We start from the raw sequence: 24911 nt of genomic DNA on the forward strand, positions 1-24911 counted from the left end.
CCCTCACGGGGCTACCGATTTCTCAGGTAAGGCTAAAACTTAAAGCAACTCGCTCAGTCAACACGACAGCAAAGTGCTTTAAGACGTCCAGCTGCATAAAAGTTGAGTTGAATTAACTTAAAATACAAATCAACTGTAGGAACACCCTTTTAAATAAACAGCTAAGCTTGTCGTCCCCTCAGAGCTTTCCTAAGGTTAATGATGAGGGGAATTTATGTGAGTTGGGTCACTTCCCCTTTTGGGGGGAATTACATGTTCGGCTCTAGCTGGCTGTCACAAACCAACCGTGCACTTGCAGCGGTTGTATCCTGTCTATTCATTGCAATAGCAATACTTGTCCGCACCCTATACCCGCAGGTACTGGATAACGTCGGATATCTCAGCCAAAACGCGCTGCAATTGGCATGGCCAAACACAACTTCTACGCCGCCAGTTTACACGATCCATCTTACACCAGAATCAAACCAGCAAACGCAGGAGCCGATATATCAGCGTCTGGAGCTTGCACAAATCCTTCAAAAACTGGGGGAGTATAATCCCAAGCTTCTGATTATAGATGCAGACTTCAGAAAAGCCGATCCGACCTCCCCCACCTTAAGAAGCCGAATCTACGACGATCTGCAGCCCTCATTGCGGGCAATTTATCCAAATCACGACCTGCTCTTACAAACCATCATCTCCCATTACCCAGTCCTGCTCAGCAGACCGTTGAGCGAGGCCGTAGCTGAAAAACCTCCTCTTTCCAACTACATAAGGTTCTCGCAGGCTACAGGGTATCAAAGCGACACCCAATACGCACACGGTTCAAATGCGCTGCTCTATCCACTTCAATTCCAAAGCAACACAGCGCTGTTGCCATCTCTCGCATTAACGGCATGGAGCCTGTCCAATCAGACAAACATGCAACCGTTCCAAGTCACGCAAGCAGAAGATGGCTATCAGCTGAAAAGCACTTATTTTCAAATTCCTGTCACTGAAAAGACGGAAATGCTGGTGTTCAAAACAAGCAATGCCAGCAATTTCATCCTTGCGGCGAGCGATGTCTTAAAAAACAGAGTACCCTCCAAACTCTGGCCTCCAGCTTCTGGAAGTCAGTTCGTCATAGGCACTCAGGACAGAAGTTCAGAACGACATGCACAGGCACTGCAAACACTTCAGTCTGACAACTTCCTCAATATCCCTACATGGGCGCGATACGCTGAAATACTGGCATTAATCGGATTTGGTATCGCCATTGCTATCATCTCCGCCACGCAAGGTTTCTGGTTAAGTCTGTCACTTACAGGCGTCGCTGTCTTGGTCATCAACGGAGTTGCATTCCACCAATTCGCTCTGCAAAACACCGTCCTTGAGCCATTCTTCCCATCTTTCGTTGTCCTTCTGATATTCGCTTTCTCCTGCACAATCCGGCGTGTGACATTCAAGAGTCACAGAAACCAAACAACTGAACGATTTGCAGGAATTCTTTCTCCCAAACAAATGCAAAAGGTACTGGCGAAGTCAGAGCAACTCCCTCTGGAGGGCCAGCAACGTGAAATCACGAGCCTCTCGACACGTTTGAGGCACTTTCACCGGTATTATGAGGGTTTGTCTCCTCAGGATCTCGCAGGCTTCTCCAACGGCTTCCAAACAGCTCATCTCGATGAAGTGCATATCCACGATGGTACATTGAACACGCTGAGCACATCCGGCCTGAATGCTTACTGGAACGCACCACTCGATGATCCATTCCATGCTGCTCATGCCTGCCGAACAGCGATTGAAATGCAGAAGCAAATGAAGCGCTTCAATCTCAAGGACCGGTTCAACTTCAACCAGAAAAATATGAAGGACCACGCGGTCACAATCGATATCGGCATCTCAACCGGCCTGGCAACGCTTGGCGAAACAGGTACACGGCGTCATTTCAGGTACGCCCCACTCGGTAAATGCGTTGATTTAGCAGAAGATTTAGCCCGTCATTGCAAAGAAGCCGGTCACAGCGTTCTTATGTGTGAAACGACACGCGGCCAGATGCCTGAACTGGCAGCATTGGAGACAATCCCAGTCAAAACCAGCCGTTACCAGATGCGTTCCTTTGCGTTGCTAGGTGATCCATCACTTGCCTTCTCAGAAAACTTCCTCAAGCTCAAAAACATCCACTGCAACATGGTCTTTGCGCTCTTTGAGGAGAATGACAAGAAGAAAGCCCTGACGCTGGTAGATGAATGTAAATCACTCTCTGAGGGTGAGTACAACACCATCTATGCTGCTTTTGAGAAATACATCCTCAGCGATCTGGCTCAACACGAAGCGGTCAAGGATGCAGCGCAATAACGGCATTTGGCCTACAAATAAAAAGAGCCCCCGAAACTCGGAGGCTCAAATTTTAGTTTAGACCTATACCGGTTAGCGCAGTTCAACCGCGTAGGTTTCAACTGGAGGCGCTGTTTTAATGAGCCCCTGCTCAATCAGAAAGTTTGCAAACCGTTCATAGCGACCATTGTCCAAAGCAGCTGGACGGCTGGCAAAACGCGGCAGAGTATCCGCCCAGGCACGCTTGTTCAGCTCATCATCCAGATTTGGATAGATCTCAAGGAAGCTCTTCCAGGAGTCCTGCGGATTATTAAGCAGATAAACAGTAGCCGCCTCAATCGCATTAATGAACTTCTTCAAACGCGGATCATCCAGCTTATCTTTGTGAGCCACATAAATCAGTTCATCATAGACTGGCACGCCGTTCTCTTCAGGATAAAACGCGCGGCCTTTCGCACCTTCAATCTCCATCTGGTTCAGCTCGAAGTTACGGTAACCACCAATCACCGCATCAACCTGCCCAGCCATCAGAGATGGTGAGAGCGAGAAGTTTACGTTGATCAGCTCCACATCGTCAGAACTCAGACCTGCATTGGAAAGCATCTTCCCAAGCATGGCGTTCTCAAACCCGGATGTGGAATAACCAATACGCTTGCCTTTCAGGTCTGCAATCTCCTTGATTGGTCCATCTTCCAACACAATCAGTGTGTTCAAAGGCGTAGAGACCAACGTCCCGATCCGCATCAGCGGCATGCCCTCATCAATCTGCGGGTGCAACGTCTGCTGATAGGAAACTGCAATATCACCCTGCCCTGCTGCAACAAGCTTTGGTGGCATGGAAGGATCAGCAGGCTCAATCAGCTCAACATCAAGGCCCTCTTTTTCAAAGAAACCCCGTGCCTTGGCAACCACGATTGGTGCATGGTCTGGATTCGCAAACCAATCCAGCAACACAGTCAGCTTGCCCGCTGCTTGCACTTGAAGCGTACTCGCAAGCATTGCCGCACCAAACAGAATACCTAGTTTTTTCATAAGGTTACGTCCTCATACTCTGAGACCTAGATCTCTTTCTGCCAATAGATCATCCGAGAAGTGGCGAACTCAACAACTGCCCTCAGGCTCAACACCATCACCGCAAGCAAAATCAACGCCGCAAACATAGTCGCTGTTTGCATGCGGGCATTGGATTGCAACATGATGAATGCCAGCCCCCCTTTAGCACCAACCCACTCTCCAACCACCGCCCCAATAGGCGCGAAGACCGCAGCAATGCGCATACCAGATGCCAGAGAAGGCAAAGCTGCGGGAATGCGTATGTAGCGAAGTGTTTGCCAGCGGTTCAGGCCGTGCAGCTTACCAAGATCAAGCAGCGACTGATCAGTCCTGCGCAAACCATCGAAGAAGGTCGAGGTTACAGAAAAGAAGATCACGATCACGGCCATGACAACCTTGGAGGCGAGCCCAAAGCCGAACCACAGCACTAAAAGTGGGGCTATTGCAAACACAGGAAGAGATTGGGTCGCTGCAATTGGAGGCAGCAGAAACAGGCGTATCCGGGGAGACACTGCCAGCAAAACAGCCAGCGAAGCTCCAGCACTCACGCCAAAGAGAAAGCCGAGAACAGTCTCCCAAGCGGTAATGCCTGCATGATGCAGCAGGAAAACACCTTGATTGAGAAAAGCGGAAAAAACCGCCGCCGGACCTGGCAAGAGAAACGGAGGAAACTCTCCAATCTGAACCACACTTTCCCAAATGGCGATAAAAAGCAAAATCCCGAAAAGACTTCGGAGAATTCGTTTCAAAGCTCGCTTCAGCATGCAGACTCCCAACAATGGTATTGGGCATCACAAACAGGCGGAAGAACGGAGCTACATTAGCTCTCTGGGATGTTTTCAGCACAGGATCTCCCGTTACAGCAAAATGCAAACATGGAGATCCGGGAAGAATGGCTCAGGTCCCGTCCCTTCGCCGGCATTACCCGGATCAGGTTCAAAGGGTTTAGCTCATCGCAATCTCAGCTTTTCGAAAGAAAAGCACCCCTCGGAATAGCAAGGAACATGCGCGTTTCTGCTGAAGGATGCAAGCAGATTTTGCTCTGACGGACGACAGCATAATGAAAAAGGCCTCAGCTCTGAGAGAGCCAAGGCCTTTGAAATCTAATCTAAATATCTGAAACTAGATTACTTCCAGCTCTTGATTGCCTCTGCGATAACTTTGTTGCCGGTTGTACCTTTTTCAAAGGTCAACATTGCACGGCGACCGCTGTTATACAGCAGTGGAACATCAATCCACTCACGCTCAGAAAGACGCTTCAGGTTCTTTGCTTTTTCTTCATCACTGTCAGACAGCGCAATCCAGAAGAGAGTGTCAGAAACCTTCACGGCAGCACCATCAAGCGGATCACCTGCTTCGGACTCTGTCTTCTTCAGGATCAGGCCAGGCACCTTCTCAACACCTTTGCCATCAAATCCTTCTGGGAAGATGAAGTTCAGCTCAAGCAGATGGCTGGCTGGCAAAGACTGATCACTATTCGGCTTCAACGTCATCTCAACAGAGAAGTTACGAGATGGCAGCGTCGCAACAGCCTTGATGACAGAATCGCCATTAGCTTCATCCAATGACCAAACAACGTTCCCGCGTGATGCAGAACCTGCAGCACCCGGCGTCAATGCCTCTTCGTAAAGTATGCTCTGTTGTGCAACAGGAGAAACCGCAGCTTCAGTTCCAATGGTTTCAGCTGGCGGAACAGAATTGGTCTCAACTGCAGTACTTTGCTGTGCAGGTTCCGTCACCGGCAAAACCTGCTCAGAAGATGTGTCTTCTGCCGGTGCTGCTGGAGTTTCAACCACACGCACGACTGGAGGCTCAGCTGTTGTCTCGGTTGGCGCAGCGCTGGATGAATTCCGGGTAATCCGGGTCGTCTGCACCCGTGTCGCATCCGGAGAGACCTTTGCCCCTTCATCAGATGGCAACAGGCGGTCAGTGTTCTTCTTCGGCGTACGTTCCGGCTGAACCCGAAGCGGCTCATCTTCATTCGAAGGTGCGCTCTCTGGCGCAACAGTCTCACCGGTTTCAACTGGAAGAACTAAGGAGAGAATAACATCGCGCAGACTATAGACACCTGCGGTAACGCCCAAGATTATCAGTATGACCACAATTATACCGACAATACCCGATGTGTTGGAAGGCTTCAGCCCTTCTTCCTGCTCAATCGCATCACCAACGCGCTGCGCAACGGCTGGCTTGCGGGAGGAAGCAGGTTTACGGCTTGTCTTTGGCTTAACCTTGGCAGGCTCATCGATCTCAGGACGCGACTTACCTTTTGTTTCCAGCTTGGTTCGGCGTGCCTCACCCGGCACCCAAGAGCGCTCTTCTGCGCTCGTCTCGACAGCACCTTTGGTTGGCAGAGACGCGGCAGGTTCACCTGTCTCTTTGTCATCCATGGAGCCAAGATCAGGCTCTTTACGCTCGCTGGAAGCTTCAGGCAGCTGATCACGCGCCATCTGATTGGCTTGATGTGCGGCGTTGCCAAGATCCTGCGCAGCACGAACCGCCTCTTTAAACACATCTGCTTTAGCAGCAGGTGCTTTCGGCTCATCGCGCGCTGGAGTATCGGCCTTTGTACCTGCCTTAGGCGGATCGCCAGCAGGTGAAGATGCAGCAGAGATTTCTGGAGCTGCAGGTTTTGGAGCACTTGGAGCTGGGGTGGTTTTAGACCGCCCCAACCCGAGAGACTCACGAGCAGCTTCCGCTTCGACCTTACGAATGGCCTCTTCAAGCTTCAGCTGCTCCTCAGTGATCTGGGAGGGAGACAGAGGTGGGTCGTAACTTTTAAGTTGCTTTACAATTGCATTCCGCGCGCGTTGATAAACTGCCCGCCGTGCAGAACCTGTGTTCTCTTGTAAACCAGCTACCGCTTTTTTTAGAACGGAATTGTAGTCCGCCATTTAACTGCCCATTGCCCCCAGAGCTTCATTTCAAGACTTAATCCTGGAATGGATTCTGAACCAGGATTGTGTCATCACGTTCAGGGCTTGTTGATAACAGAGCAACCGGAGCACCAATCAGCTCTTCAACATGCCGAACGTATTTCACAGCTTGTGCTGGCAATTCTGCCCAAGTCCGTGCGCCTTTGGTCGTTTCCTTCCAACCAGGCAGGGTCTCATAAATAGGAACAACCCGCGCCTGAGCACCTTGAGATGCCGGAAGGTAATCGATTCGCTCACCATCTAGCTCATAACCAACACAAATCTTAATTTCATCCAGTCCGTCCAAAACGTCAAGCTTTGTCAATGCAATCCCATTGATTCCGCTGGTGCAAACGGTTTGACGGACAATCACTGCATCAAACCAGCCACACCGACGACGACGACCAGTGTTCGTTCCAAACTCGTGCCCGCGGGTACCAAGGAACTCACCAACTTCATTCTGCTGTTCGGTTGGGAACGGACCTTCACCTACACGAGTGGTGTAAGCTTTGGTGATACCCAGAACGTAATCGATGGAGTTTGGACCCAAACCACTACCAGCAGCAGCCTGACCTGCAACTGTATTGGAGGAGGTTACAAACGGATAAGTGCCGTGGTCGTTGTCCAGCAGCGCGCCCTGCGCACCTTCAAACAACAAACGCTTACCTTCACGACGCGCTTTGTCCAGCATGTACCAGGCTTTATCCATGTACGGCAGGATCTTATCAGCTACGTCTTCCAGCTCTTTGTAGATGGTCTCAGCAGAGATCTCATCGCGACCCAGACCGCGCAGAATAGCGTTGTGGTGGGTCAGCAGACGATCAATCTTGGCTGGCAGCGTGCTCATGTTTGCCAGGTCCATCACGCGAATTGCACGACGACCGACTTTATCTTCATAAGCAGGGCCGATACCGCGTTTGGTGGTACCGATTTTGGTGCCTGCCGGGCTTGCATCTTCACGCAAAGCATCAAGCTCGCGGTGCAGGCTCAAAATAAGAGTAGCATTGTCAGCAACACGCAGGATTTCCGGGGAGATCTTAACGCCCTGCTCTTCAAGACGTGCAATCTCAGCAACCAGTGCATGAGGGTCAATCACAACGCCATTGCCAATGACAGAAAGTTTCCCACGAACAACACCAGATGGCAGCAGTGCCAGCTTGTAGCTCGTTCCGTCAATTACAAGCGTATGACCTGCATTGTGTCCGCCTTGGAAGCGTACAACGATGTCGGCTTGCTCAGAGAGCCAATCGACAAGTTTACCCTTACCTTCGTCACCCCATTGTGACCCAACTACGACAACGTTGGCCATGATTCTTCAGCCCTCCTGCGGCTGCCAGCGTATTCCTAAAATACGCCGTCATACGATTTGCTATTTCTGTATAAAGTGGCTTGCCAGCTCAGAATGCAAATCGTGAGAGACAACATAAGAAACCCCGGCGTAAGAGCCGGGGCGCAGTTACAGCGCCTTATAATCTGTCAATCTCTTAAATACGAGCCCTTTTCCTTCAAAATTAGGCCAAGACTGTAATTTTTGCGATCAGAGTGAACCTCTGTTGATTGTTTTACTCGCAAATCGGGTGGTACAGGCACAACAGCAAGTGATATTACTAGCGTAAGTTCCAATTTCTCATTTTTTGCAATTCCTGCAAGAAATTTCACTAAGTTGAATACGCTTTATGAACGCACAAAAACTTGACTGGCTGGGCTGGTCTATTCTTCTATTGCTGGGCACCCTGTGGGGTGGCGCATTTTTCTTTGCCAAAGTCGCGGTTGCAGAATTTAATCCCATCACACTTGTTTTCTTAAGAGTAGCAATCGCAGCACTCGCCATGTGGGGCTTCTTACTCATCTCAAAGCAGTCCATACCGCTCTCTACAAAATGGATTGGCAGCTTCCTCCTGCTGGGCTTCTTAAATAACGTAGTCCCCTTCTCCCTCATCTTTTGGGGGCAGCAATACATTGCCTCCGGATTAGCATCCGTGCTCAACGCCTTCACACCCATCTTCACGATGATTGTCATGCAGGTCCTCAGCAATGAGGAGAAGCTGACAGCAACCAAGCTCATCGCGGCAGTGATCGGGGTTATCGGAGTTGCCATCATGGTTGGCAGTGATGCTCTAAGCGGTGCCAGCAATCAGGTTTGGCCTCAGCTCGCAGTTTTAGGGGCCGCTCTCTCGTATGCATTCGCCGCGTTCATCATCATGCGCCTCAAAAAGCTACCACCAGCAGCTCTGGCAACCGGCCAGCTCTCCGCTTCAACAATCTTGCTGATACCTGCGCTTATTTATACAGCGCCAACTCAGCAACTGATGGAGGCATCCGCTTCAACATGGGCAAGCGTTCTCGTTCTCGCTCTCGCTTGCACTGCTTTTGCTTACATCCTGTACTTCCAGCTTTTCAAACTCGCAGGAGCAACCAACGCAGCTTCTGTCACGCTTGTAATACCAGTCAGCGCAATCATTCTGGGCGCAATTTTCCTGAATGAACGCCTCGAAGCCAACCACTGGATTGGCATGGCAGCAATCTTCATTGCACTGCTACTGATCGATGGTCGCTTAACCAGCAAATGGATAGGCAAGAAACAAGCAATCGCATAATAAAAATGCCTCCAGACCCTACCACAGTTAGGATCTGGAGGCTTCTTATTAAGCAACAGTCAGCGGTATCAGCAGCGCTTCAGATAAGCAGCCAAAATATCGCGTGCAGCAAGCAGATCACTCTTATCAATCATCTCGGTCACTGTGTGCACATAACGAGTGCCAACCATGATACCGACTGCTTTAGCACCAGCAGCGGCTTGCTGAGCTGCTGCCCCATCCTGCCCACCACCGTTTAACATGGTGCGCTGGTATGGAATTTCTTCTTCAATAGCCAGATTTTCGATTTCTTTCACAAGTTCCAGGTCAGCAATGAACCAACCGTCCTTCACGTGAAGCCCAAAACCTTTACCTTGCTCAGTCGTTTGATCTTGCTCCGGCACCCCTGGCGTATCACAGGAAAGCGTAATATCAACGCCAAGACCAATATCCGGTTTAATGGCATAGGCCGCAGTCTTCGCACCGCGCAGCCCAACCTCTTCTTGACAGGTAAAAGCGACATAGATTTCGCAGGAATGATCCGCATCGCCAAGCGCACGCATAGCTTCAATGCCAAGCCAGCATGCAACCCGGTTATCCATCGCTTTGGAGACAACCTTTTCACCCATCTCGATCAGCGGCTCATCAAGAGTGACCATGTCACCAACCTTGACCACTTCCCCGGTCTTCTTACCTAAACCAAGATCGATGATGAACTCAGTAACTTGAGGGATCTTTTTGCGCTCTTCAGGCGGAGCAATGTGAACCGGTCGCCCGGCTGGATTCATCACCGCCTTCAGATCACCCTCATCTGTGGAGACCAGCACTCGACGGGAGAAGAGATTGCGTGCATCAAAACCGCCAACCGGCTGTACATAGACAAAGCCTTTCTCGGTAATATGCGAAACAAGGAAGCCAATCTCGTCCATATGGCAGAGCAGCATAACCTTTTTTGGCTTCTCACCATTTTCAGGCGCTTTGCGTGCATCACGGCGGCAGATAAGAGACCCCATGGCATCCGTTTGAACATCATCAAACAGGCCTTCAATCTCTTTCAGAATAATCTCGCGTACTCGATGCTCATGCCCAGGAACGCCGGGGGTTTCACAGAGACGGCGCAGCAGATCAATATTCATAATAGCTTTCTACTTCAAAATGGAACCAGCCTGCATCATGGAGCCAAGTTCAAAGATAAGCAATTTCCACTAGTCATATGACCACCGGAAAAAGAAAAGGCGGCCCGAAGACCGCCTTTTCTTAATCTATTCCCCAAAATAGCTTAGCCCTGTTGAGGGAAATGCAGAAGTTTCGCCTGGTTCACCTGCGCAATCGCAGCGATTTCATCCACGGTCGTCTCAGCAATTTCACCATCAATCTCAACAAGACAAATCGCTTCTTCACCTTCAACCTTACGGCCAAGGTTAAATGTCGCGATATTGATCTTCGCATCACCAAGAATGGAGCCCAGCTGACCAATAAAGCCTGGCTTATCCTGGTTGGTCACATAGAGCATGTTCTCGCCAAGCTCTGCTTCCATGTTGATGCCTTTGATCTGAATGATACGCGGCTTCTGATCACCAAACACCGTACCAGCAACAGAACGTTCCTGACGCTCGGTGATAACTGTCAGGCGAATATAATTTTCATAAGCACCATGCTGTTCGCGGCGAACATCTTCAATCACAATGCCGCGCTCTTTAGCAACTTCAGGAGCAGAAACCATATTCACAGTCTGCAGCAGAGGACGCAGAACACCTGTAAGTGCAGCAGCGGTCAAAGCCTTGACGTTCATTTCTGCAACATCACCTTCGTATTCAATACGAACCGCTTTGATGCCTGTCTCTGTCGCCTGACCAGCAAAGGAACCAAGCTGCTCCGCCAGTTTTACAAATGGAGCAAGCCGTGGTGCTTCTTCTGCAGTAATAGACGGCATATTCAGAGCGTTGGAAACAGCACCATTGACCAGATAGTCAGACATCTGCTCAGCAACCTGCAGAGCAACGTTTTCCTGAGCTTCAGAAGTGGAGGCACCAAGGTGAGGCGTACATACGAGGTTTGGAGCACCAAACAGAACGTTCTCTTTAGCTGGTTCTACAGTAAACACGTCAACCGCAGCACCCGCAACCTTGCCACTGTCCAGCGCAGCACGCAGAGCATCTTCATCAACGAGACCACCACGGGCACAGTTGATGAGGTAGACACCGTCTTTCATGGTCTCGATTGCATCCGCATCAATAATGTTACGGGTACGGTCAGTCAGTGGTGTATGCAATGTAATAAAGTCAGCGCGCTTGAAGAGGTCTTCCAGCTCAACCTTTTCAACGCCAAGGTCGATAGCACGTTCATGAGACAGGAACGGATCGAACGCAATCACCTTCATTTTCAAGCCGATAGCTCGGTCCGCAACAATAGAACCAATGTTCCCACAACCAACGAGACCCAGTGTCTTGGAAGTAACTTCGTTACCCATAAAGCGGGATTTTTCCCACTTGCCAGCCTGCGTGGAAACATCCGCAGCCGGGATCTGACGGGTAACCGCAAACATCATCGCAATCGCATGTTCAGCAGTCGTAATCGCGTTACCGAACGGGGTGTTCATCACAACGATACCCTTGGCAGTCGCTGCCGGAATATCAACGTTATCGACACCAATACCAGCGCGACCAATAACCTTCAGGTTAGTCGCCGCTTTGATGATTTTCTCTGTTGCCTTGGTCGCGGAACGGATCGCCAAACCATCATATTTACCAATGATTTCAGCGAGTTTTTCTTTATCCTTGCCAACATCTGGCAGGAAGTCGACATCGCAACCGCGTTCTTTGAAAATCTGAACTGCTTTATCAGAGAGTTTATCGGAAATAAGAACTTTAGGAGCCATCGGGCTAACCTTTCAAGTCAACGAAGGTACCCTCCCATTCATGTGTTGCGGGAGCCAGATACACTTCTTGCGTCAGGTTAACCGGTCACACAGGGCGACCGGAACTTTTTCGTTCAAAAATAAGGAATTTTAAGCAGAAACCAGCTTCGCTTTTTCAGCAGCAAAAGCATAATCCAACCAGGGAATAAGCGCTTCTACATTGGCAGTTTCAACCGTCGCACCACACCAGATCCGAAGACCAGACGGCGCATCGCGGTATGCTCCAATATCGAATGCCACTTCTTCTTTGTCGAGCAGGTTCACGATCGCTTTGGCAAATGCAGCTTGCGCTTTGTCATCAAGCTTCGTGATTTCCGGATCAACAATCTTCAGACAAACAGAAGTATTGGAACGGGTTGCCGGGTCTGCTGCCAGGAAGTCAACCCAATCAGTTTTCTCAGCCCAAGAGGTGATTGCAGCAGTATTGGCATCAGCACGCGCAATCAGTGCTTTCAGACCACCCAGTTCTTTGGCCCAACCCAAAGCATCCAGATAATCTTCAACGCAAAGCATACTCGGCGTGTTGATGGTAGCGCCCTCAAACACACCATCGATCAGCTTGCCACCTTTAGTAAGGCGGAAGATCTTCGGCATCGGCCATGCAGGCATATAGCTCTCAAGGCGCTCAACAGCACGAGGCGACAGGATCAGAATGCCGTGAGCAGCTTCACCACCCAACACTTTCTGCCAAGAGTAAGTTACAACATCCAGCTTATCGAATTCCAGTTCCTGCGCAAAAGCTGCAGAAGTCGCATCGCAGATGGTCAGGCCTTTACGGTCTGCCGGAATAAAATCACCATTCGGCACACGCACACCTGAGGTGGTACCGTTCCAGGTGAAGACCACATCGTGGTCGAAATTTATAGAGTTGAGGTCTGGCAACTCGCCATAGCCGGCTTCAATCTTGCGTGCATCCGCAAGCTTGAGCTGCTTCATGACATCGCTAACCCAACCGGAGCCGAAGCTTTCCCAGGCAACCATATCAACTGGGCGCGCACCAAGCAGCGACCACAGTGCCATTTCAACAGCACCAGTATCAGAAGCAGGAACAATTCCGATTTTATAATCAGCAGGCACTTCGAGGACTTCACGCGTCAACTCGATAGCTTCTTTCAGCTTCGCCTTACCAATCTTTGCACGGTGAGATCTGCCAAGAGGCGCATCTGCAAGGATTGCAGGTGTCCAGCCCGGACGTTTGGCACATGGACCCGAAGAAAAGTTCGGGTTTACCGGCTTTGTGGCCGGCATTGTCGTATTCGTCATAATGACTACCCTTTCAGATAGGTGCCCCTCGTTGGGGAGGGGTGTCCCACTGACGGGTCTATGCGAAACGTCTTATCTCGTCAACAAATGTTTTTTTGCAGAGCAACATTCAATCAATTAAACGCTGCGTACGATTAGATATATTTTACATATCCACCCAGTGGATAACCAATCTTTCAATTCCGCATATCCTCTGGTTTGCTCAAAAAAAGAGCCTGTCGCAGGACAGGCTCTGGAACGTTTTGATCAGAAGTTAAACTGGAGATGCTCCAATATGTGACCTAGTACTTCGTGACGATCGGCTGGTCATATCCACCATCGGAAGACCCACCAAATTCATAACGCAACCCAACACGCACTTCATGCGCTGCAAGCTTGTCATACTTGATGCCGGAGACGGTCCCATTACTTGCAAAAGACTTTGTCTTCACCGCACCAATGTTCAGATAACGGTAACCCGCATCAATTTTCCAATTATCACCGATCTCATAAGACGTACCCGCCATAAGAGCCCATGAGAAATTCCACCAATGCCCTTTAGGATACTTGACTCTGGTACCATCTGCATTGATCGCATGGACGTTCTTGGCATTCACGTAAGACGCACCGATACCTGCGCCCACATATGGAGTGAACCCATTGTAATTGCCCAGATCTGCATAAGCATTCCAAAGAACGGTCCACACATCTAGCGTGGCAAACTCATCAGAGCTACCTGAAACGCCACCGCAAGCCCCGATACACTCAGCTTTTGCCGTAAAGTCAGCATCCCATTCATAGTCCAGTGTCACATCTGTGCGAATGAAATCGTTCACACGATAACCAACACCAACACCAACAATTCCCGTTGGCTCAAATTCTTCATCATTGAATTTGATATGAGAGAATTTCGCTTTTGGATTCTGATAGACTTTGTAGCCGATATCACCACGTAGATACCACCCTCCACCGATTTCCACTTGTGGGAGCTCTGGCTCTTCTACGAATACAGGTGCTGGGAGGTCGGCTGCATAAGCAACACCAGACGAAACCAGCGCAGCTGCGCTCAATGTCAGCACCTTACTAAAATACTTCATGCTTATGTCCCCTCAAACGGCACCTGTCACGCGAGATGATTGCCCTTGATTAAAACCTAAGCACTTTCTACAGAGAAAGAATTACCTATAAATTAACCAGTATTCTTAACCCTAATATTTATTATTAACAAACAACTAACAGACACAAACCAAGCAAATGCTAGAAAGTTAATTTACATTTACTTATGCACCCCTCAGATTTCAAATCAAAGAAAGCGGACATCCGAAGATACCCGCTCTCAAAACTCGATAAATTAAATAGTTTCAACTAGCTAGCTGCAGCCTTTTTAACTGCGTCAACAATGCTATCAACCACCTTGTTCAGAAGATTTGCATCATCAGCCTCACCCATCACACGAATGAGCGGCTCGGTACCAGAAGCGCGAATAACAAGGCGACCCTGTTTACCAAGCTTCTCTTCTCCAGCCTTAATAACCGCCTTAACAGCCTTATCTTCGAGAGGTTTACCACTCGCATAGCGCACATTCTTAAGGACCTGAGGCACTGGCACGAATCGGTTACAAACCTCTGAGACCGGCTTCTTCGTCTTCTTCACGCAAGCAAGAATCTGTAATGCAGCGACGAGGCCATCACCAGTCGTACCAAAGTCAGACATCACAATATGGCCGGACTGCTCTCCGCCAACATTGAAACCACCTTCACGCATCCGCTCAACAACATAGCGGTCACCAACTTTGGTACGTTCAAGAGAAAGACCAAGCCCTTTCAGGAAACGCTCCAAACCTAGATTCGACATCACGGTCGCAACGATGCCTGGCGCCGAGAGACGGCCATCTGCTTTCCAGGATTCAGCAATCACGGCCATCAGCTGATCTCCATCAACCACCTTGCTGTTTTCATCCACGATGATCACACGGTCTGCATCACCGTCCAGCGCTATCCCGATGTCCGCCCGAACTTCATGAACCTTCTTTGCAAGTGCATCTGGTGCAGTGGAACCGCAATCCTTATTGATATTGAAGCCATCCGGATCAACACCCAACGGGAACACTTCTGCACCCAACTCCCAAAGGATCTCTGGAGCAACCTTATAGGCAGCACCGTTTGCACAATCGATCACGATGCGCATGCCATTCAAATTCAGATCACGCGGCAAGGTGCGCTTTGCAAACTCAATGTAGCGGTCCTTCATGCTGTCGATACGCGTTGCTCGACCCAGAGTGTCTGGTGCCGGCAAGCTTTGGCTCATGTCACTATCGATGAGACGTTCAATTTGAAGCTCAACTTCATCAGACAGCTTGAATCCATCTGGACCAAAGAACTTGATGCCGTTGTCTTCGAATGGATTATGGCTCGCAGAAATCATGACACCAATGTCAGCACGCAACGAACGCGTCAACATTGCAACCGCTGGGGTTGGCATCGGGCCAAGCACAAAAACATCCATGCCCATCGCAGTAAAACCAGCAACGAGCGCGTTTTCAAACATGTAACCAGACAGGCGCGTATCTTTGCCGATAACCACGCGGTGCCTGTATTTGCCACGGCGGAACACCACACCAGCAGCCATTCCAACCTTCAGCGCAACTTCCGCGGTCATTGGCCACTTGTTTGCAGTACCGCGCATTCCATCGGTGCCAAAGTATTTTCGCGACATTTAATGTTTCCCTGAACTCTCAAATGCGGAGCGTATCGCTCACGATAAATCTAATTGAAATGGTGATACACGCTTGCCCTTGCCTGGTCCTGTCAAATGATGTGTCCAAATATTACGTTTCACCCGCAATTTGCCGCAGCAGCAAAGGTGAATTCTCATCAATACAAAGCCAAACAATTGAGCCTCAATAGCAAATGCCCGACTGAACAGCCGGGCATTTAATACTTTAAAGCGCCATCAAGAAGACTGGCTGTTAGCTCTGCGGCTGTGGGTTAAGCCCATCAGAAGCTTCACCGCCATGCTTTTTTCCGCCGGCAGTAGGCACGCCAGTAGAGCGCGGAGTAGATGGACTATCATCACCGGTATCACGCACAGGCTGCTCACCATCAAGCATCTTGCGAATTTCGTCACCGGAGAGAGTTTCATACTCCAACAAGCCTTGAGCAATCAGATGCAGCTGATCTTCATGCTCTTTCAGAACCTTATTCGCGGTCTCGTAGCCCTGATTAACGAAGCTTTTTATTTCCGCATCAACCATTTTCTGGGTTTCATCAGAAACATTCTGACTCTTCGCAACAGAGTGACCAAGGAAGACCTCTTCCTGGTTTTCTCCGTAAAGCAATGGGCCAAGCTTATCGGACATGCCAAACTGCGTCGCCATAGCCTTCGCAAGCTTGGTTGCCATCTGGATATCGCCGGAAGCGCCAGAAGTAACCTTCTCATAACCGAAGATCATTTCTTCAGCCACACGGCCACCCATAGCAACAGCAAGGTCAGCTTTACACTTCGCACGGGTCAGAGAAACCTGATCTTTCTCAGGCAACCGCATCACCATACCCAGCGCACGACCACGAGGAATAATAGTTGCTTTGTGTACCGGATCAGACGCAGGCATATGCATCGCAACCAGCGCATGACCAGCTTCATGATAAGCAGTCAGCTTTTTCTCTTCTTCGGTCATGACAAGCGTACGACGTTCCGCACCCATCATCACCTTGTCTTTAGCATCTTCAAACTCAGCCATGGTGACCAGACGCTTGGAGCGGCGCGCGGCTAGAAGCGCAGCCTCGTTCACAAGGTTCATCAAGTCAGCACCAGAAAAACCAGGTGTTCCACGAGCAAGTGTATGCACGTTTACGTCTGGAGCCAAAGGCACTTTACGCATGTGAACTTTGAGGATCTTTTCACGGCCAGTGACATCTGGATTTGGCACAACAATCTGACGGTCAAAACGACCCGGACGCAGAAGCGCAGGATCAAGCACGTCAGGACGGTTGGTCGCTGCGATGATGATCACACCTTCATTCGCTTCAAAACCATCCATCTCAACAAGGAGCTGGTTGAGGGTCTGTTCGCGTTCGTCGTTACCACCGCCAAGGCCTGCACCACGGTGACGGCCAACAGCATCGATCTCATCGATGAAGATAATGCATGGGGAGTTTTTCTTCGCCTGTTCGAACATGTCACGAACACGAGAAGCACCAACACCAACAAACATTTCAACGAAGTCAGAACCGGAAATGGTGAAGAACGGCACGTTTGCTTCACCAGCCACTGCACGGGCTGTCAAGGTCTTACCAGTTCCTGGAGGACCAACAAGCAAACAACCGCGTGGGATACGACCACCAAGACGCTGGAATTTCTGCGGGTCACGCAGGAACTCAACAATCTCCTGAAGGTCTTCCTTCGCTTCGTCAATGCCCGCAACGTCTTCAAACGTCACACGGCCAGAAGCTTCAGTCAGCAGTTTCGCTTTGGATTTGCCAAAGCCCATAGCTTTGCCACCACCACCTTGCATCTGACGCATCACAAAGATCCAGATACCGAGGATCAACAGCATCGGTAACCATGAAATCAAGGCTCCAAAGAGAGAGAAACTCTCGGAAGGTGGCTTCGCGTTAATCAAAACGCCTTTGGTTTGCAGCACATCAACATATTTGGCATCACTAGGCGCATAGGTCTGGAAAGTACCGCCATTGCTGTATTTGCCGGTAATCTGTTGTTGTTGAATCGTGACCTCACGGATATCGCCCTGCTCAGCTTGATTGATAAACTGAGAATAAGCAATTTCATTAGTGTTACTTCGTGAGGTCGGGTTCTGAAAGAGCTGGAACAGCGCTATCAGCAACAGACCGATAATCACCCAGAGGGCAAAATTCCGGAAATTGGTGTTCATTTCGATCCCTTTACCGCAAGGTGGCGGCGATCCTCGCACGTGTCTCTGTCAAGATCATAGCGAGCCCTAATGGGCTTTCTACGTTTTCCTGAGAATGACACAGATTCTTTCTCAGTTTTCTTAAGGCCAACGGAATTTTGCCGGTTACCCCTGAAAATTCAGGATTGATGCTCCGTTAATTCCGACTTTACCAGCCCAGACGTTCAAGTTGCATTCCTCTAAAGCATAAATGCATAGATTTAACAGAACGCCAGCAAAACTAAGATTTACTCAAAATGTTCTGCTCACTGGAACCATCGAAATCCCGTAGGTCCTCGATCTTACATCAGCATCAGCTGTTGTTCGACCAATCTTCTTCCAAGGCATGTAGGATACCCCACCCGCAAAAACAATAAGCGGAGCTGTCAGAAATGCTGTTTTCAGCCAGTTAGCAGGAATTTCTAGCTCAAAATCTCCACAAAGCTCTTTTTGAACATAAGTGATTTTGAAGCTTTCTGCAGAATGCGCCGCTTTATAACGCCAGCGATCATCCCATATTCCTTCATCTCCCGGCTTAACTTCAATCTCCGGCAAGCCAGCCCTGCCGGCCTCTCGAAAGCAAAACCAGGTAGATTCGTCATGCGGTTTCGCCAGCGCAAACCTGACCCCGCCTAGAGTGGCCGCCCTGCTCCCATCTTCTGTTTTCAGAGTTTCATAAAGCCCCTCAAGCTTGGCAAGGCGCGGCATATAAGGCGCGCCAGAAATGTAGCGGACGAGCCGTCCAACCAGCCTCAAGCCAATCTCATCGGGAATGTACTCCAGACACGAACTGTCAAAACGGACGGGTCCGGCACTATGAAACGTACAGGATTTCTCAGCTACTTCATCCACCCAAACATCAATCGCATCAGCAGCACGGGCCATGCGTCGCGCCGTGTCGGAAAGCTTCGCCGCAGTCAACCCAAGTTCGTCGAGCTCTTGCTGCGCTTGTCGAAATTTTACACGCGTAAACTGCTCATCTTCATTAGAGGGATCTTCAAACCATGGCACCTGGGCAGAATGCAAAAGCGACTTGAGCCGAACCTTGCTGATTTCGAGTAATGGACGGCAAATCTGAAATCCATCCAACTCGCGGTCCTTACGAATACACGCAAGACCATAAACCCCACTGCCCCGCGCCAGACGTGTCAAAAACGTTTCTGCCTGATCTTCCAGATGATGACCTAGAAAGAGCCCCTCACATCCGTGGTCTTCAGCAGCCTGTCGCAAAAGAGCATGGCGCGCATCTCGGGCTTCCGATTGGATGTTTGAAGACGGTTTCTCACCAATCCAATGTAAGGTCTCATGTGGCACGTCAATGCGCCGGCAATACTGCGCAACGCCTGCAGCTTCGCTGGCAGCCTCAGCACGCAAACCATGATCGACTGTGAAAGCATAAAGTTCAGGAGCAGAAAACCCCAGTTCCTGCGTCCACTGCTTCAACAGGTAAAGCAGAGCCATAGAATCAGCACCGCCGGACACACCAACGGCGATCCGGCGGAAAGACTTATACTCTCCGAAAAGCTCATTCAGCTCGTCGGAAGAAAAGAGAGCAACTTGATTAGAGGCAGTTGTCACGTTTTTGTTGAACCTTGGCCTGCTCCAGCACAGCAGGGGCTGCAAACTGGAAATTGGCGAGAAGCTGCTTATAAGTCTCACAAGCAGCGGGCGCATTCCCCATACCTGTAAGGGCAGTCCCCAATTTCAGCAAGCTTTCAGGAGCCAGTTCACTCTCAGGAAAATCAGTATAGCTTTTTAGAAAAGCTTGTGCAGCGTTCTCATACTGACGCTGAGCCAGCAGGCTTTCGCCAAGCCAATGCTGCGCATTCGCAGTCAGCTCATGATCAGGATACATGCCAAGAAAAGTATCAAAACCCTCGGTCGCGGCAGGGTAGTTACCGCCTACCATCAGACCATAAACAGCATTGTAGTCCGACTGCGGATCACCGCTCAGCAGTTCATTCACGCTGCCAGAGAACTGAAGAGAACCAGAACTTGGTGCAGGTGTGGAACCGGTAGGCGCAGCGTTGTTGCCGCGTGCAATCTGAGAAAGATCCAACGGACCGCTATTCGTTCCCTGTGCAGGCGTATTCAGCGTAGAAAGTTGCTGAGACCTATTTGTCGGAGCCGTCGTGCTCGGCTGCTGAACAACAGGAGGCTGGACAACGCGAGGTGTCTGACCCGGATTTTCCAACTGCTGCAGGCGGTACTCAACGTCCTCCTGAGAGCGCCGCAGCGCATCTTCAGTCAGGCGTAGTTTGTGATTGAGCTCTTCAACCTTGCCTGTCAGCAAGCGAACCTGCTCTTCAAGTTGACCAAGGCGAGCAGTGTTCTGTGCGGTTTCATCATTTTTAGATGAACCAAAAAGCTGCGCAGATGCTGGTAAACTTGTAGAGGTTACAAGCGCAAGAACAACAAAGCTAGTTGCAATACGTCGGTAAAGAGCCATCAATTATCTCCTGAGACACCCTACAGGGGCCGGGTCGGAATTTCTCATCTCTTGGCAAGAGGAAAAGACGAAAATAGGGCACACATTCAGTGTTTCTCTCCTATTTGCGGCTTCTCCCCGACCAATTTCCGTTCTCCTACAAGTTTGCAGGAGTTTCAACAAAAAAGGCTCCCCCAATTTAGAGAAGCCTTTTCCATATTTCAGCGAGTCAAACTCAATTACTGACCGTTCAGAACTGTCACAGCACGACGGTTCTGGCTCCAGCAGGAAGCCGCATTACAAACCGCAACCGGACGTTCTTTACCGTAGGAAAGAGTCTTGATGCGGGTTGGGCTAATGCCTTTTGCAACAAGGTATTCCCGAACTGCAGCTGCACGTCGCGCACCCAGTGCAATGTTGTACTGGCGGGTGCCGCGCTCATCAGCGTGACCTTCAATAGTAATTGAGTAATTTTTATAGTGCTGCAGCCACTGAGCCTGCTTGTCCAGCACTGCTCGAGCAGAACCATCAATGGAGCTCTGGTTATTGAGGAAGAATACACGATCCCCAACATTCACAACGAAGTCCTGTCCAGAGCCAGCTGCAACAGAACTATTGCCACTGGTTAGTTCAGGGCGTGTCTGCGAACAAGCTGCTGCGACGAGACACACAGCCACCACAGCGGCGAAACGCGCTCCGCGCGCGAACAGCGTCTTTGACATTTATAGAATCTCCTGTCCCTCAAACCCCGAGGGTTAAAAAAGCCCTAGACCAACTTGGTTAAGGGTAACTTGAATTTATTGGTTAATGAAGTGCTAATGCCCCCAAATTCCCGCAAGAAATTAGGGGCTCAGCTTTTTGATTAGTCGAGCAACGGAGACCACGCTGGATCTGAAGCAAAGTTTGGCGTCTGAACCAGCTGTTCATTATAGCCAGTCAGGTCAACCGTCCAGACCTGAGGACCGCCCTGCTCACCCACAGTATCCCGGAAGAAAGTCAACACACGTCCATTCGGAGACCACGCAGGCCCCTCGTTGTGATAGCCCTCGGTGAGAATACGCTCCCCTTTGCCATCCGGACGAATAACGCCAATCATGAAGCGCCCCTGATGCACCTTGGTAAAGGCAATCAAATCACCGCGCGGCGACCACACAGGCGTAGAATACTGACCTGGACCAAAGGAAATGCGCGTTGCTCCACTTCCATTAGAATTCATCACATAAAGCTGCTGAGAACCGCCACGGTCACTTTCAAACACCACCTGACTTCCATCCGGAGAGAAGGAAGGACTGGTGTCAATTGCAGCTGTGTTGGTCAGACGCGTTGTCCGGCGAGTACGCAAATCCATGAGATAAAGGTTGGCGTTGCTGCCTTGCTGCAAACTCATGATGACCTTTTGACCATCAGGCGAGAAGCGCGGCGCAAACGTCATACCCGGGAAGTTGCCGAGAACCTCACGCTGTCCAGTTTCAATGTTGAACAGGTAAACCTGCGGATTACCGCCCACATAAGACATGTAGGTCACTTCCTGTGAGACAGGAGAGAACCGAGGTGTCAGCACAAGATCATCACCACGGGTCAAGTAGCGCACATTAGCACCATCCTGATCCATGATCGCAAGACGCTTACGGCGCGCATCCTTCGGACCGCTTTCATCAATAAAGACCACACGGGTATCGAAGTAGCCTTTCTCACCAGTCAAACGCTGGTAAACCGCATCGGAAATAATGTGTGCCAGACGACGCCAGTTTTCCGGTGTGGTGAAGAACTGCTGGCCAATCAACTGCTGACCGGCAAACACATCCCACAAACGAAATTCTGCCCGGATCTGTCCGTTTGCCTGCTGCGCAATGGAACCAGTCACCAAAGCCTGAGAACCAATGGTTCTCCAATCGCCAAAGCGCGGCATGGTGCCTACATTCATTCCCTGCTGGATATGCGCTGTCGGATCAATCGGACGGAACAAGCCCGAGCGCTGCAAATCCGCTGCAACAACTTGAGAAATCTGCCCTGCCACGTCTTCCTGCAAGCCGGAACCTGCAAAGGGAGAAATTGCAATCGGCATAGGTTCAACGTTGCCCTGAGTAATATCGAGTTCAATCAGAGCATATGCAGGTTGAGAGATCGCAGCAACAGCAACAGCAGCAGCCACAAGGCGACACGCATGACGCCACAGCTGCTTAATTCCTGTTGTACGCATTGGGTTAAGCCCCATCACAAAGGACATAGACCTAAGCTCCTTTCAATCTCAATACCTAGTATCCAAGCATATCGCGTGGATCAAAATTCAAGATGACGGTTTTCCATGCATCATATTTAGCTGCTGGCAGAGAATACGGACCGCAGCGATAGACCGCGCGTTCTGCACTGCTTGCAGCAGCTCTGAATGTCGGGTTACTGCTGGAATTCAGAACCTTTATCTGCCCTTCAACTTCACCGGTACGGCTCAAGTTAAACTCTAGGCGAACGTTAAGATCTTCAGCACCAGCGGCACCCACAGGTGGGTTCCAGCACCGGGCAACCTGTCCGCGAAGCGCATCCAGTTCAGACTGGCTCATCTTCACGTTGGTCTGACCCAATTCGGATCCAAGAGAAGCCGGTTTTGCGGACTTTGCAGTCCCGCTCGACTTCGCATTCGTTTTGTTCAGCAAAGCCGCCATCTTCGAGTTAAAATCTTCCTTCTTCTTCGGCTCTTCCTTCTTCGGCGCTTTAGGGCGCGCTGGAGGCTTTGGCTTAGAACGTGGACGGACTTTAACGACCTGCTTCGGCTTTTCTGTTTTCTCGACTTCAGGACCAAGTTCTGCAGTCTCCGCAGGAGCCTTCTCTTTTGGCACTTCCTTTGGGGCTGGTTCTGGCTCAGCTGGTTCTGGTGGTGGCGGCGGTGTTTCAGCCTGCTGCACTTCCTTTTTCGCTTCCTGAACCTTCTTCACCTCTTTCTTAGCTTCACCGGTCTTTTTCTCCGGCTCTGGCTTTTCTGCAGGCTTCTTGGTCGGCTGCAACGCAGCCTCTTTGATTTCCTTCGCTTCTTTTGTGCCTAGCTGCAGCTTTGTCAGCTCGCTCACAGGCACAAGATCCACGGGCAGTGAATCCACCGGGGCAGTGGTCAGCTCTTTACCGAAGTTAAGCGAAACCGCTCCGGCAACAAGCACGACCACGTGAACAACTAGCGATGCGATAAGGCCTGCACGCATTCCCGGTTAACCCTGCTCCTCTAGAGTGACGAGCCCGATGCGCTTGTATCCAGCAGCATTGATGCGACCCATAACTTTCATGATGATTCCATAATCGGCATCCTGATCACCACGCACGTAGATACGTTCGTTGTAACCATTCTCGGCAATCGCACCGAGTTTCGCGATCAATTCATCAATAGGGATCTCAGTATCCTGAATGAACACGCCCCCATCAGACTTCACCGAAATCGCTATCGGCTCAGTATCACCTTCCATCGCTTTTGCGCGAGTTTCAGGCAGGTCAATCGGCACGCCGACAGTCAGCAAGGGAGCTGCCACCATAAAGATGATCAGCAGTACCAGCATCACGTCCACCATCGGCGTTACGTTGATCTCGCTCATCGGTGCGTGAGAATGCCTGCGGCGACCACGTCTGCCACCTGCACGACCACCACCACCAGCTGCTCCAGTGCTCATACCCATGGGTTATCCTCGCTCATCAATGCGGCGGGACAAAATAGCGGAAAACTCATCTGCAAAGCCTTCCATACGCGCGGCAAGCTTGCCGGAATCGCTCTGCAGTTTGTTGTAAGCAATAACCGCCGGAATAGCTGCAATCAGGCCCAAACCGGTCGCAAACAGCGCCTCGGCGATACCCGGAGCCACAACGGCAAGGTTGGTGTTCTTGGAAGCTGCAATAGACGTAAACGCATTCATGATGCCCCAAACCGTACCAAACAGACCAACAAATGGAGCCGCACTGCCAATCGTTGCAAGGAACAGCAAGCGCTTTTCAAGCCGCTCAACTTCACGGGAGATGGTCAAATCCATCACGCGGTCGATACGTTGCTGCAGGCTGGCAATCGCAGGCTTATCCCCTTCATGAGAGCGCTTCCACTCACGCATCGCAGCCACAAACAATGCGGACATGCCGTTATTCGCGCGGGAGGATAAAGACTTATAAAGCTCTTCGAGAGATTGGCCGGACCAGAACACATTCTCAAAACGGTTCATCTGGCGACGAGAGCGACCGTACAGAACAATCTTGTCAAAGATAATCGCCCAGCTCCAGACAGAAGCAGCGATCAGACCGATCATTACAATCTTGACGACGATGTCTGCTTCCAGAAACAACGAAATGTAGGACAAGCCCGAACCCGGAGCTGCACCCAGCTCAACAGATTGCACGTCCTGAGCCGTTGCAGCCAATGGCGTCAACAAAGCCACCGCTGCGCTCATGGCCACAACGAGTTTCATCACCTTAGAGTTCATGTAATAAGGACCTCTTGCCCTGATAACCCAAAGACCTGTCCACGGTAGAACCCCTGCCATGGACACAACCAGTCTATTAAACATTTAGCAGCCTTCCTGCCTGTCGAATTTGGCGAAACTTCGACTACAGC

Annotated in this window: 19 protein-coding genes and 1 riboswitch; of the genes, 2 read left to right on the top strand and 17 right to left on the bottom strand. The window is 50.4% G+C overall.

Annotation, left to right across the window (positions count from 1 at the left end; all coding sequences use genetic code 11):
• Positions 1-252 precede the first annotated feature (252 nt).
• Positions 253-2316: a CHASE2 domain-containing protein gene (locus PsAD13_RS04900; RefSeq protein WP_063317456.1), complete on the top strand. Its 2064-nt coding sequence runs from the start codon at positions 253-255 to the stop codon at positions 2314-2316.
• A 72-nt stretch (positions 2317-2388) separates the two neighbouring features.
• Here the strand turns inward: PsAD13_RS04900 and PsAD13_RS04905 are convergent, their stop codons facing one another.
• The 4 genes from PsAD13_RS04905 to PsAD13_RS04920 form a co-directional block, all read right to left on the bottom strand.
• Positions 2389-3327: an ABC transporter substrate-binding protein gene (locus PsAD13_RS04905; RefSeq protein WP_063317457.1), complete on the bottom strand. Its 939-nt coding sequence runs from the start codon at positions 3325-3327 to the stop codon at positions 2389-2391.
• Between the two features lie 26 nt (positions 3328-3353).
• Positions 3354-4112 carry an ABC transporter permease gene (locus PsAD13_RS04910; RefSeq protein WP_208986441.1) on the bottom strand — a complete coding sequence of 253 codons (759 nt, stop codon included), beginning with the start codon at positions 4110-4112 and terminating at the stop codon, positions 3354-3356.
• A gap of 126 nt (positions 4113-4238) precedes the next feature.
• A riboswitch (TPP riboswitch) is annotated at positions 4239-4346 on the bottom strand.
• 129 nt (positions 4347-4475) lie between these two features.
• A complete protein-coding gene (locus tag PsAD13_RS04915) occupies positions 4476-6242 on the bottom strand; it encodes a hypothetical protein (protein ID WP_063317458.1) in 1767 nt (588 codons plus the stop codon).
• A gap of 37 nt (positions 6243-6279) precedes the next feature.
• Complete coding sequence (locus PsAD13_RS04920; protein WP_057461970.1) at positions 6280-7572, bottom strand: adenylosuccinate synthase; 1293 nt, start codon at positions 7570-7572, stop codon at positions 6280-6282.
• A 367-nt stretch (positions 7573-7939) separates the two neighbouring features.
• Between PsAD13_RS04920 and PsAD13_RS04925 the strand changes: the two genes are divergently transcribed.
• Complete coding sequence (locus PsAD13_RS04925) at positions 7940-8860, top strand: DMT family transporter (RefSeq protein ID WP_063291540.1); 921 nt, start codon at positions 7940-7942, stop codon at positions 8858-8860.
• Between the two features lie 68 nt (positions 8861-8928).
• Here PsAD13_RS04925 and PsAD13_RS04930 read toward each other — a convergent pair whose 3' ends face one another.
• The 13 genes from PsAD13_RS04930 to tolQ all read right to left on the bottom strand — a co-directional run bounded on the left by PsAD13_RS04930 (position 8929) and on the right by tolQ (position 24780).
• Positions 8929-9975 carry a M20/M25/M40 family metallo-hydrolase gene (locus PsAD13_RS04930; RefSeq protein WP_063291539.1) on the bottom strand — a complete coding sequence of 349 codons (1047 nt, stop codon included), beginning with the start codon at positions 9973-9975 and terminating at the stop codon, positions 8929-8931.
• A gap of 143 nt (positions 9976-10118) precedes the next feature.
• Entirely contained in the window at positions 10119-11717 is a 1599-nt protein-coding gene (serA, locus tag PsAD13_RS04935) for a phosphoglycerate dehydrogenase (protein ID WP_063290211.1), read from the bottom strand.
• Positions 11718-11846: 129 nt separating this feature from the next.
• On the bottom strand, positions 11847-13019 hold the full coding sequence (locus PsAD13_RS04940; RefSeq protein WP_063317459.1) for a phosphoserine transaminase: 1173 nt from the start codon (positions 13017-13019) through the stop codon (positions 11847-11849).
• Between the two features lie 281 nt (positions 13020-13300).
• On the bottom strand, positions 13301-14095 hold the full coding sequence (locus PsAD13_RS04945; protein ID WP_063317460.1) for an outer membrane protein: 795 nt from the start codon (positions 14093-14095) through the stop codon (positions 13301-13303).
• A gap of 268 nt (positions 14096-14363) precedes the next feature.
• On the bottom strand, positions 14364-15713 hold the full coding sequence (gene glmM, locus PsAD13_RS04950) for a phosphoglucosamine mutase (RefSeq protein ID WP_063302743.1): 1350 nt from the start codon (positions 15711-15713) through the stop codon (positions 14364-14366).
• A gap of 253 nt (positions 15714-15966) precedes the next feature.
• Entirely contained in the window at positions 15967-17889 is a 1923-nt protein-coding gene (gene ftsH / locus PsAD13_RS04955) for an ATP-dependent zinc metalloprotease FtsH (protein WP_057461975.1), read from the bottom strand.
• 270 nt (positions 17890-18159) lie between these two features.
• Positions 18160-19485 (bottom strand): tRNA lysidine(34) synthetase TilS, encoded by a 1326-nt coding sequence (gene tilS / locus PsAD13_RS04960; RefSeq protein ID WP_063291534.1) that lies wholly within the window; start codon positions 19483-19485, stop codon positions 18160-18162.
• Positions 19469-20356, bottom strand: coding sequence for a tol-pal system protein YbgF (gene ybgF, locus PsAD13_RS04965; protein ID WP_057461977.1), 888 nt, complete (start codon positions 20354-20356; stop codon positions 19469-19471). The genes tilS and ybgF overlap by 17 nt, the downstream gene beginning before the upstream one ends.
• 218 nt (positions 20357-20574) lie before the next feature.
• Positions 20575-21057 (bottom strand): peptidoglycan-associated lipoprotein Pal, encoded by a 483-nt coding sequence (gene pal / locus PsAD13_RS04970; protein WP_063290216.1) that lies wholly within the window; start codon positions 21055-21057, stop codon positions 20575-20577.
• Positions 21058-21197: 140 nt separating this feature from the next.
• A complete protein-coding gene (tolB, locus tag PsAD13_RS04975) occupies positions 21198-22562 on the bottom strand; it encodes a Tol-Pal system beta propeller repeat protein TolB (RefSeq protein WP_063302747.1) in 1365 nt (454 codons plus the stop codon).
• A 28-nt stretch (positions 22563-22590) separates the two neighbouring features.
• On the bottom strand, positions 22591-23526 hold the full coding sequence (locus PsAD13_RS04980; RefSeq protein ID WP_063302748.1) for a hypothetical protein: 936 nt from the start codon (positions 23524-23526) through the stop codon (positions 22591-22593).
• A gap of 6 nt (positions 23527-23532) precedes the next feature.
• Positions 23533-23991 (bottom strand): protein TolR, encoded by a 459-nt coding sequence (tolR, locus tag PsAD13_RS04985; RefSeq protein ID WP_057461980.1) that lies wholly within the window; start codon positions 23989-23991, stop codon positions 23533-23535.
• A 3-nt stretch (positions 23992-23994) separates the two neighbouring features.
• The gene (gene tolQ / locus PsAD13_RS04990; RefSeq protein ID WP_057461981.1) at positions 23995-24780 is read right to left on the bottom strand and encodes a protein TolQ; all 786 of its coding nucleotides are present in this window, start codon (positions 24778-24780) and stop codon (positions 23995-23997) included.
• Positions 24781-24911: the final 131 nt, after the last annotated feature.

This window comes from Pseudovibrio sp. Ad13 (assembly GCF_001623225.1).
Taxonomy (GTDB): Bacteria; Pseudomonadota; Alphaproteobacteria; order Rhizobiales; family Stappiaceae; genus Pseudovibrio.

Excerpts from the sequence above, each read along its gene's own strand:
- PsAD13_RS04930 (WP_063291539.1), bottom strand. The coding sequence starts at position 9,975 with ATGAATATTGATCTGCTGCGCCGTCTCTGTGAAACCCCCGGCGTTCCT.
- PsAD13_RS04915 (WP_063317458.1), bottom strand. The coding sequence starts at position 6,242 with ATGGCGGACTACAATTCCGTTCTAAAAAAAGCGGTAGCTGGTTTACAA.
- serA (WP_063290211.1), bottom strand. The coding sequence starts at position 11,717 with ATGGCTCCTAAAGTTCTTATTTCCGATAAACTCTCTGATAAAGCAGTT.
- tolB (WP_063302747.1), bottom strand. The coding sequence starts at position 22,562 with ATGTCCTTTGTGATGGGGCTTAACCCAATGCGTACAACAGGAATTAAG.
- ftsH (WP_057461975.1), bottom strand. The coding sequence starts at position 17,889 with ATGAACACCAATTTCCGGAATTTTGCCCTCTGGGTGATTATCGGTCTG.
- PsAD13_RS04910 (WP_208986441.1), bottom strand. The coding sequence starts at position 4,112 with ATGCTGAAGCGAGCTTTGAAACGAATTCTCCGAAGTCTTTTCGGGATT.
- PsAD13_RS04945 (WP_063317460.1), bottom strand. The coding sequence starts at position 14,095 with ATGAAGTATTTTAGTAAGGTGCTGACATTGAGCGCAGCTGCGCTGGTT.
- ybgF (WP_057461977.1), bottom strand. The coding sequence starts at position 20,356 with ATGGCTCTTTACCGACGTATTGCAACTAGCTTTGTTGTTCTTGCGCTT.
- PsAD13_RS04940 (WP_063317459.1), bottom strand. The coding sequence starts at position 13,019 with ATGACGAATACGACAATGCCGGCCACAAAGCCGGTAAACCCGAACTTT.
- tolQ (WP_057461981.1), bottom strand. The coding sequence starts at position 24,780 with ATGAACTCTAAGGTGATGAAACTCGTTGTGGCCATGAGCGCAGCGGTG.
- pal (WP_063290216.1), bottom strand. The coding sequence starts at position 21,057 with ATGTCAAAGACGCTGTTCGCGCGCGGAGCGCGTTTCGCCGCTGTGGTG.
- PsAD13_RS04905 (WP_063317457.1), bottom strand. The coding sequence starts at position 3,327 with ATGAAAAAACTAGGTATTCTGTTTGGTGCGGCAATGCTTGCGAGTACG.
- glmM (WP_063302743.1), bottom strand. The coding sequence starts at position 15,713 with ATGTCGCGAAAATACTTTGGCACCGATGGAATGCGCGGTACTGCAAAC.
- PsAD13_RS04920 (WP_057461970.1), bottom strand. The coding sequence starts at position 7,572 with ATGGCCAACGTTGTCGTAGTTGGGTCACAATGGGGTGACGAAGGTAAG.
- PsAD13_RS04900 (WP_063317456.1), top strand. The coding sequence starts at position 253 with ATGTTCGGCTCTAGCTGGCTGTCACAAACCAACCGTGCACTTGCAGCG.
- PsAD13_RS04980 (WP_063302748.1), bottom strand. The coding sequence starts at position 23,526 with ATGCGTGCAGGCCTTATCGCATCGCTAGTTGTTCACGTGGTCGTGCTT.
- PsAD13_RS04925 (WP_063291540.1), top strand. The coding sequence starts at position 7,940 with ATGAACGCACAAAAACTTGACTGGCTGGGCTGGTCTATTCTTCTATTG.
- tolR (WP_057461980.1), bottom strand. The coding sequence starts at position 23,991 with ATGGGTATGAGCACTGGAGCAGCTGGTGGTGGTGGTCGTGCAGGTGGC.